At 68.1% G+C, this 7,640-nt stretch carries 4 protein-coding genes; 2 read left to right on the plus strand and 2 right to left on the minus strand.

Annotated features, from left to right (window positions below):
- Positions 1-260: 260 nt before the first annotated feature.
- Together RWX45_RS00040 and RWX45_RS00045 are read right to left on the minus strand one after the other, a co-directional pair.
- On the minus strand, positions 261-1,793 hold the full coding sequence (locus RWX45_RS00040) for a DHA2 family efflux MFS transporter permease subunit (protein ID WP_316021755.1): 1,533 nt from the start codon (positions 1,791-1,793) through the stop codon (positions 261-263).
- A 108-nt stretch (positions 1,794-1,901) separates the two neighbouring features.
- Complete coding sequence (locus tag RWX45_RS00045) at positions 1,902-2,594, minus strand: sugar O-acetyltransferase (RefSeq protein ID WP_316021756.1); 693 nt, start codon at positions 2,592-2,594, stop codon at positions 1,902-1,904.
- A 325-nt stretch (positions 2,595-2,919) separates the two neighbouring features.
- Here RWX45_RS00045 and RWX45_RS00050 point away from each other — a divergent pair, with 325 nt between their 5' ends.
- Together RWX45_RS00050 and RWX45_RS00055 are read left to right on the plus strand one after the other, a co-directional pair.
- Positions 2,920-4,641: a GMC family oxidoreductase gene (locus RWX45_RS00050; protein ID WP_316021757.1), complete on the plus strand. Its 1,722-nt coding sequence runs from the start codon at positions 2,920-2,922 to the stop codon at positions 4,639-4,641.
- Positions 4,642-5,845: 1,204 nt separating this feature from the next.
- Complete coding sequence (locus RWX45_RS00055; protein WP_316021758.1) at positions 5,846-7,597, plus strand: ABC transporter ATP-binding protein; 1,752 nt, start codon at positions 5,846-5,848, stop codon at positions 7,595-7,597.
- Positions 7,598-7,640 lie beyond the last annotated feature (43 nt).

Consider the following 7,640-nt stretch of genomic DNA (forward strand, 5'->3'; position numbering starts at 1 on the left):
CGGCACAAGTAACGTGCCCAAACCGGCACTAATGACGTCCCCAAACCGGCACAAATGACGTCCCCAAACCGGTCAATATGGCTTCCGCGCCCGACCCGCTGCACCGCCGCCCTTCTTCGCCGGACCGCCGCCCCGGGCAACCGACGCCGACAATTCTGGCCCCGGAACCGTCGGCCCGCTTTGTTTCTCCCACGCCAGTCGGCTCGGTAACCCCAGCTGTACAGCCAGACGTCGCCGAGCCGGTGCAGATCCGTCAGCGTTCAGGCAGCGGGGATGGTGCGTGGCTCGCGCCGCATGGGCAGGCGGAAGGACATGAACAGCGCCAGCCCCATGGAGATGGTCGGCATCCAGAAGGCCTTCCCGAATGCGCCCGCCGCCTGGTCCAGACCCGCGGCCAGCTCCGCGCCGGACAGCTCTCCGGCGACCGCCGCCGGACCGAGGTCCGTACCCGCCAGGAACAGGGCCAGCAGCACCGAGACAATGGCGATGCCGACGGCGCCGAATACCTGCTGCCCGATGTTGAACAGCGTGGTGGCGTTGCCGACCTCGCGGCGGTCGACCGCCTGCAGGGCCGCCGTCGACGTGGGCATCATGGTGCCGCCGATTCCAAGGCCCTGGAGCATGAGCACCGCCCCGAGGTACCACAGGTTCGTGTCCGCGCTGACGCCGGTCAGCGCCAGCACCGAGACGAACATGGCGGTCATGCCGAAGGGGATGACCCGCCCGGCGGGCAGGCGGTCGACGAGGTTGGAGGCGATCGGCATGCTCACCAACGCCCCCAGGCCCGTGGGGGCGATGAAGAAGCCGGCCGCCATGGCGCCCAGGCCGCGCACCTGCTGGAAGTAGGCGGGCAGCAGCAGCAGGTCGGCGGTGAAGGCGGCCTGGAAGAAGATCGCCAGCAGGATGGCGTTGCGGTAGCCGGGTAGGCGCAGGATCGTCAGGTCCAACAGCGGGTGCTCCGCCCGCAGGCTGCGGCGCACGAAAACCGCGACCATGACCACGCCGAGCACGAGCGGCACCCACACGATGGGCGCGGTGAAGGCGGCCCCGCTGCCGGCGTTGGACACGCCCCACAGGGTCAGGGCCAGTCCGGGCGACATGAGCAGCACGCCGGGCAGGTCGAGCCGGGTGGCGCCGCGGTCGTCGTCGCGCGGGAGCATGAACAGCCCCAGTCCGGCGGCGGCGAGCCCGAAGGGCAGGTTGATGAGGAAGACCCAGTGCCAGGAGGCCACCTCCACCAGCCAGCCGCCCAGGATCGGCCCCATGATGGGGGCGATGAGCATGGGGATGCCCATGAGGCTCATCATGCGTCCGAGGTTGTTGGGGCCGGCGGCGCGCGCCACCAGGGTGGTGCCCACCGGCATGATGCAGCCGCCGCACAGGCCCTGGATAACGCGCATGGCGATGAGGAAGCCGAGGCTCGGGGACAGCGCACACAGCACGGAGGCGATGGTGAACAGGGTGATGGAGCCGATGTACATCCAGCGGGCGCCGATGCGCTTGAGTCCCCAGTCGGTCAGGGGGATGATCGCGGCCACCGCGAGCGCGTAGCCGGTGACGGTCCAGGAGACGCTCGAGTATGCGGGCAGGGTGCCGTCGGGCGCCGCGAAGTGCCGCTGCAGCGCGGGAATGGCGACGTTGATGATGGTGCTGTCCAGGACCGACATGAAGGAGCCGATCATGACGACGGCGGCCACCTGGTAGGGGCCGGGCGTGCGGCGGTCCGGTGCGGTCGGGGCGCTGGAGCGAGCGTCGGGAGTGCGGGGAGCGGGGGTATGGGAGTCCGCGGTCATGGTGGTGGTGAGCTTTCGGTTGAGGGGTGCCGGGCCGCACCTGCCCCGATGGGCGGCGGCGTCGGGACGATCGCTTGCGGCGGGGAACGACGGCGACCGTCCCGGCACTCAATGCCCGTCGGCCCCGGCGGGGCGGCGCTCAGACCCCAGACGCCCGTAGACGGCGGAAGTCGGGCTGTGGAGTGAGTCGGCTTCGGTGATCTCGCGCACCGGGCGGGCGGGGACGCCGAAGGCGAGCCAGCCGTCGGGCACGTCGTGGGTGACCAGGCTGCCGGCGCCGACGACGGCGTCGTGCCCGATGGTGATGCCCGGCATGATGGTGACGTTGGCGCCGATCCAGACGCGATCGGAGATGACGACGGGGTCGCCGTACTCGGCGCCGCCGGTGTGCCCGTCGGGGTAGGTCAGGTGCTGGCGCTCGGAGGCGAGCAGTGGGTGCGTGCCGGCGACGACGGTGACGCCGGGGCCGAGCTGGACGTCGTCGCCGATCGTCACCGGGACGTCGTCGAGGATGGTGAGGTTGAAGTTGGCGAAGAAGCGCGCGCCGATGCGCGTATGGATGCCGCAGTTGACCTGCAGGGGGCCGCGCACGTGGAAGCCCTCCCCGACTTCGGCGAAGATCTGCGGGATGAGCGCGTCCCGCTCGGGGTCCAGCTCGTCCAGCGCGTTGTAACGGCGGCACAGGTCGTGGGCGCGCGCCTTGATGTCGCGGTAAGGGGGCCAGGCGGTGTCGAACAGCAGGCCGGCGCGTGCGCGCGCATCCTGATCGTCCATCTGGGGGACGGTGGCGTCGATCGCCATGGGTACCTCCTCCTTGTGGCTGCCGTCGGGCGGGGCGCGGACGGGGGTGCCGCATGCGCCCGGTATCTGCACGCCACGATAGCCGTCGGTGCCGACCCGGTATGCGGGCGCGGCTGTGAGCTTCCGCCCGCTCGGGGCGGAAGCCTGCGTCTTCCGCATTGCCCGCCCATGAGCCGGATTCATACGGTGAATCCAGTCGGTTTGCAGCGCCGACGCGCCTGACCTCGGACAGGGCGCCGCATCGCGTGGGCGCTGCACGCATCTCACCCATCACCAGACGCAGCCGTCGCCGGCTCCGTCGGCCCCACAAAGGACGTGGACAAACGTGGACACCACAGGCAGCAACGGCAACATCGACCGTCACTTCGACGCCATCGTCATCGGCTCCGGCCCCGCGGGTTCCACGGCGGTGCGTGAGCTGACCGAAGCGGGCATGGACGTGCTCCTGCTCGAGGCCGGGCGAGAGCTGACCGAGAAGGACTTCACGCCGCCGGTGTACGGCAAGCCGAAGCCCATGGGCATGGACATCGTCACCCGCGCCAAGCGGATGCTCGGCAGCCGCCAGTTCAACCAGGCCCGCCGCTCCTTCTACTCCGACTCCTCCTCACGGTTCCTCGTCGACGACTTGGCCAACCCCTACACCTACCCGCTGGATGCCCCGTACCTGTGGGTGCGCTCCCGGCTGCTGGGCGGGCGCATGCACGCCTACGGGCGCGTCCTTCAGCGCATGAGCAACGTCGACTTCAAGGCGGCCAGTCTCGACGGCGTCGGCACCGACTGGCCCTTTGAGTACCAGGACCTGGCCCCCTACTACGACCGGGTCGAGGAGCTCGTCGGCGTCTACGGCGACGACGATCCCGGCGTCGAGCACCCACCCGCCGGGAAGTACGTGGGCCCCGGCCACCTCAATGAGATGGAGCAGGAGTTCAAGGAGATCGTCGAGCAGCGCTGGCCCGAGCGCCACGTCATCTCCTGGCGCTTCCAGGCCCCGTTCCTGGACCGCACGCCTCCGGGTATCCGGGAGGCGCGCAAGACCGGCCGCCTGACCATCCGCACCAACGCCGTTGTCTCCCGCATCACCACCCATGCGCGCACCGGCCTGGCCACCGGCGCGGTCTTCATCGACGCCGTCTCCAAGCGCGAGCATCGGGTGACCGGGGACGTGGTGCTGCTGTGCGCCTCGGCAATCGAGTCGGTGCGGCTGCTGCTCAACTCCGGCTCGGGCCGTCACCCGGGCGGGCTGGCGAACGCCAACGGCCTGGTGGGCCACTACCTCATGGAGCAGTCGATGACGCTCGGCTTCGGCGACGACGCCCGTCGCCCCGGGTATTTCGGTCCCTCCTCCCAGTGCGAGCCCGACCCGTTCTACGGCAACTCCGGTGGGTTCCTCATCCCCCGCTACCAGAACCTGCACGGGCAGACCGAGGTCTACAAGCGCGGCTACTCCTTCCAGGGCCTGGCCGGACGCGTGCCGGTGCCGGAGGACTCTCCCGCCATGTTCGGCTTCGGCGCCGGCGGGGAGATGCTGCCCCAGTACGGCAACCACGTCTCCCTCTCGCGCCACGTCAAGGACAAGTGGGGGATTCCCGCCGCACATATCGTGTGCCGTCCGGATGACAACGACCGGGCCATGGTGGCGGCCGCCGTGCGCGACGTCACCGAGATGATGGCGGCCGGCGGCTACCGGACGAACTTCGTCGCCTCCACCTTCGGGGTGCACTCCAAGCAGGTGTGGCCGGACTTCAACCCGGTGCAGCGGGCCATGTTCCGCGTGGGCATTCGCATGAGTCTCATGATGGGCGTGTCCATCCACGAGGCCGGCGGCGCCCGCATGGGCCACGATCCCGCCACCAGCGTCCTCAACGGGGTATGTCAGTCGTGGGACGTGCCCAACCTGTTCGTCACCGACGCCGCCTCCTTCCCCACCGGGTCCACGGAGGGACCGGCGCTCACCATCATGGCGGTCACGGCCCGTGCCTGCGACTACATCGCCCGCGCGCACGCCGCCGGCGAGCTCACCCGCCCCACCCAGGACGTCACCCTGTAAGGGTGGCATCCTCGGCGACGTCGGCGCGCGACGCAGGCCCCGGCGGCCCTGCCCTCGAGGTCGAGGGTTGTCCTCTGGCGGCATGAACACGTGTTTGTCCCAAAGACACGAGTTTTGGAGCTTTGCACGGTCTTAACACCCGCATATCTCCAAAACTCGTGTTCGTGACGGTAACTCGTGTACATGACGCTAAGTCGTGTGCATGGCACCAGGTTCGCGTGTGGCGGTGCCTCGTGTGCGTCATCGTTGAGCTCGACTGTCGCACACCCACCCGGACGTCCATCCAGCCGCCCGTGCCAGGGACTCCGCCCTTGCTGCGACCGCCGACATGATCGAGGCCTCGCTACGCCACCTGGTTGGACTGCCTGAGCCCGCTTGGACTGCCTACCAGCGGTTGGACTGCCTGAGAACGCGGCTGAGATGGTCCAACCGGGCGACGACGGTCCAACCGCGCAAAGACGGTCCAACTGGAGTTGCCAGCGCCCCGGCTCGGTGCCGCACGACCCGCCACGTCGACCGGTCTCGACACGTCATTAGTGCCGGTTTCGGTGCGTTACAAGTGCCGGTTTCGGCGTGTTACTTGTGCCGGTCTCGGCGTGGGGGCGGTCACCCGTCTTGCCCATTGCGTGCAAAAGTTCTGCCCGCCCGCCCGACGTCGAGCAGACCCACTTTTCGCCGCGTTTGCACCGTTTCTCGACGTCGCAGCGCACCTCGGTGGCGGGCGTCACCGCGGTCAGCGTGCGTTTTGGCGCCACGCGCATTGGTAGCGTGGAATCACGGCAGCCGGATAGAGCCCAGCTCAGGAAACTGACAAGCCCGACCCTCCTGCCGCACCTATCCAAATCAGATTCCATCAAGGAGTACACATGTTCTTCAGCACCCTCGACGCCAACACCGCTCGCGCCATCGCCGAGGCCGTCAACGACCGTCTCGCTGAGAAGGCCACCGACGAGCAGCAGTGACCACTCACCCCTGACGCGACCAGAGCCGCGTTCACCACAGGGACCCTACGAATATGCCCCCCGTAAAAGCCGGGATGAGGCGAACGCAACCGGGCCGGAGACAGCGAGGTCTCCGGCCTTTGTCGTAGGCTGGTGCAGCTCCGTTTTCCCGCTGGCCGCCGCGCCTCACGCGCCCCTAGGACCCTGCAGCTCTGCGGCGGAGCCGCTGCCCATTTCCCGGAGAAACCGGTAGGAGACGCCTTTTGAAGACCATTCGCACGCTCATGCGCAGCCTGCGCGAGTACCGCAGGCCATCCCTGCAAGCACCGCTGTTCATGGTCGGTGAGGCAGGACTCGAGTGCATCCTGCCCCTCATGATGGCCGAGCTCATCGACACGCTCAACGGCGACTCCATGGGTCCGATCCTGCGCATCGGTTTGGCGCTGGTGGTCATGGCGATGGTCTCACTTGCCTGCGGCGTCATGTCCGGCGTGCGCGCCGCGACCGCCTCCGCCGGCCTGGCCCGCAACCTCCGTGAGGACCTGTTCTTTCAGGTGCAGGAGTTCTCCTTCGCGGACATTGACCGCTTCTCGACGTCGTCCCTCGTCACTCGCATGACCACCGACGTCACCAACGTCCAGAACGCCTACCAGATGATTATCCGCGTGGCCGTGCGCGTGCCGCTCATGGTCATCTTCTCGATCATCATGACGCTGACGATCAACGCCCGGCTGGCACTCATCTTCGTTGCCATGCTGCCGTTCCTCGGCGGTGCGCTCATTGGCCTGGCCGCCTACGTCTTCCCCATCTTCCGGCGGATCTTCAAGAAGTACGACGCCCTCAACAACTCCGTGCAGGAGAACGTCTCCGCGATCAGGGTGGTCAAGTCCTTCGTCACCGAGGAGCACGAGAAAACCAAGTTCCGCGCCGCCTCCCAGGAGGTCCGCAAGGACTTCACCTACGCGGAGAAGATCCTGGCGCTCAACGGCCCGATCATGGTCTTCTTCATCTACGTGGCCCTCATGCTGGTCAACTACCTGGGCGCGCGCGTCGTCGTCTCCTCCGGCGCCACGGAGCTGACCACCGGTGAGTTCTCCTCGCTCATGACCTACGGCGTGCAGATCCTCGCCTCGATGATGATGCTCGCCTTCATCTTCGTCATGGTGTCGATGTCCACGGAATCCGCCCACCGCATCGCCGAGGTCATCAACCACCGCCCCACCCTTACCTCCCCGGAGAACGGCCGCACCGAGGTGGCCGACGGCGAGGTCCGCTTCGAGAACGTCTCCTTCCGCTACTCCGCCGACGCCGACGCCGATGCCCTGTCCGCCATCGACCTGACCATTCCCTCCGGCACCACCCTGGGCATCGTGGGCGGCACCGGCTCGGCGAAGACCACACTCATCCAGCTCATCTCCCGCCTGTACGACGTCACCTCCGGGCGGGTGAGCGTCGGCGGCGTCGATGTGCGCGAGTACGACCTGGAGAAGCTGCGCGACGCCGTCGCCGTCGTTCTGCAGAAGAACGTCCTGTTCGCCGGCACCATCAAGGAGAACCTGCGCTGGGGCGACCCCGACGCCACCGACGCCGAGCTCATTCACGCCTGCGAGCTCGCCCAGGCCGACGAGTTCATCCGCCAGTTCCCCGACGGCTATAACACCCGCATTGAGCAGGGTGGCACCAACGTCTCCGGCGGGCAGAAGCAGCGCCTGTGCATCGCCCGCGCTCTGCTCAAGAAGCCCAAGATCCTCATCCTGGACGACTCGACCTCCGCCGTCGACACCCGCACCGACGCCCTCATCCGCCGGGCCTTTGCCGAGGAGATCCCGGACACCACCAAGATCATCATCGCCCAGCGACTTTCCTCCGTGGAGCATGCCGACCAGATCATCGTCCTCGACGACGGCCGCATCCTGGAGCGCGGCACGCACGCCGAGCTCATGGCGGCCGGCGGGGAGTACCAGCAGATCTACGCCTCCCAGAACCGCACCAGCCAGGAACAGGAGGTGGCGTGACCGTGGCCCGCACCCGCACCGACTTCGCCGAGGACCGTCGGCC

It is taken from the genome of Actinomyces sp. MRS3W, from assembly GCF_032465695.1.
Taxonomy (GTDB): domain Bacteria; phylum Actinomycetota; class Actinomycetes; order Actinomycetales; family Actinomycetaceae; genus Actinomyces.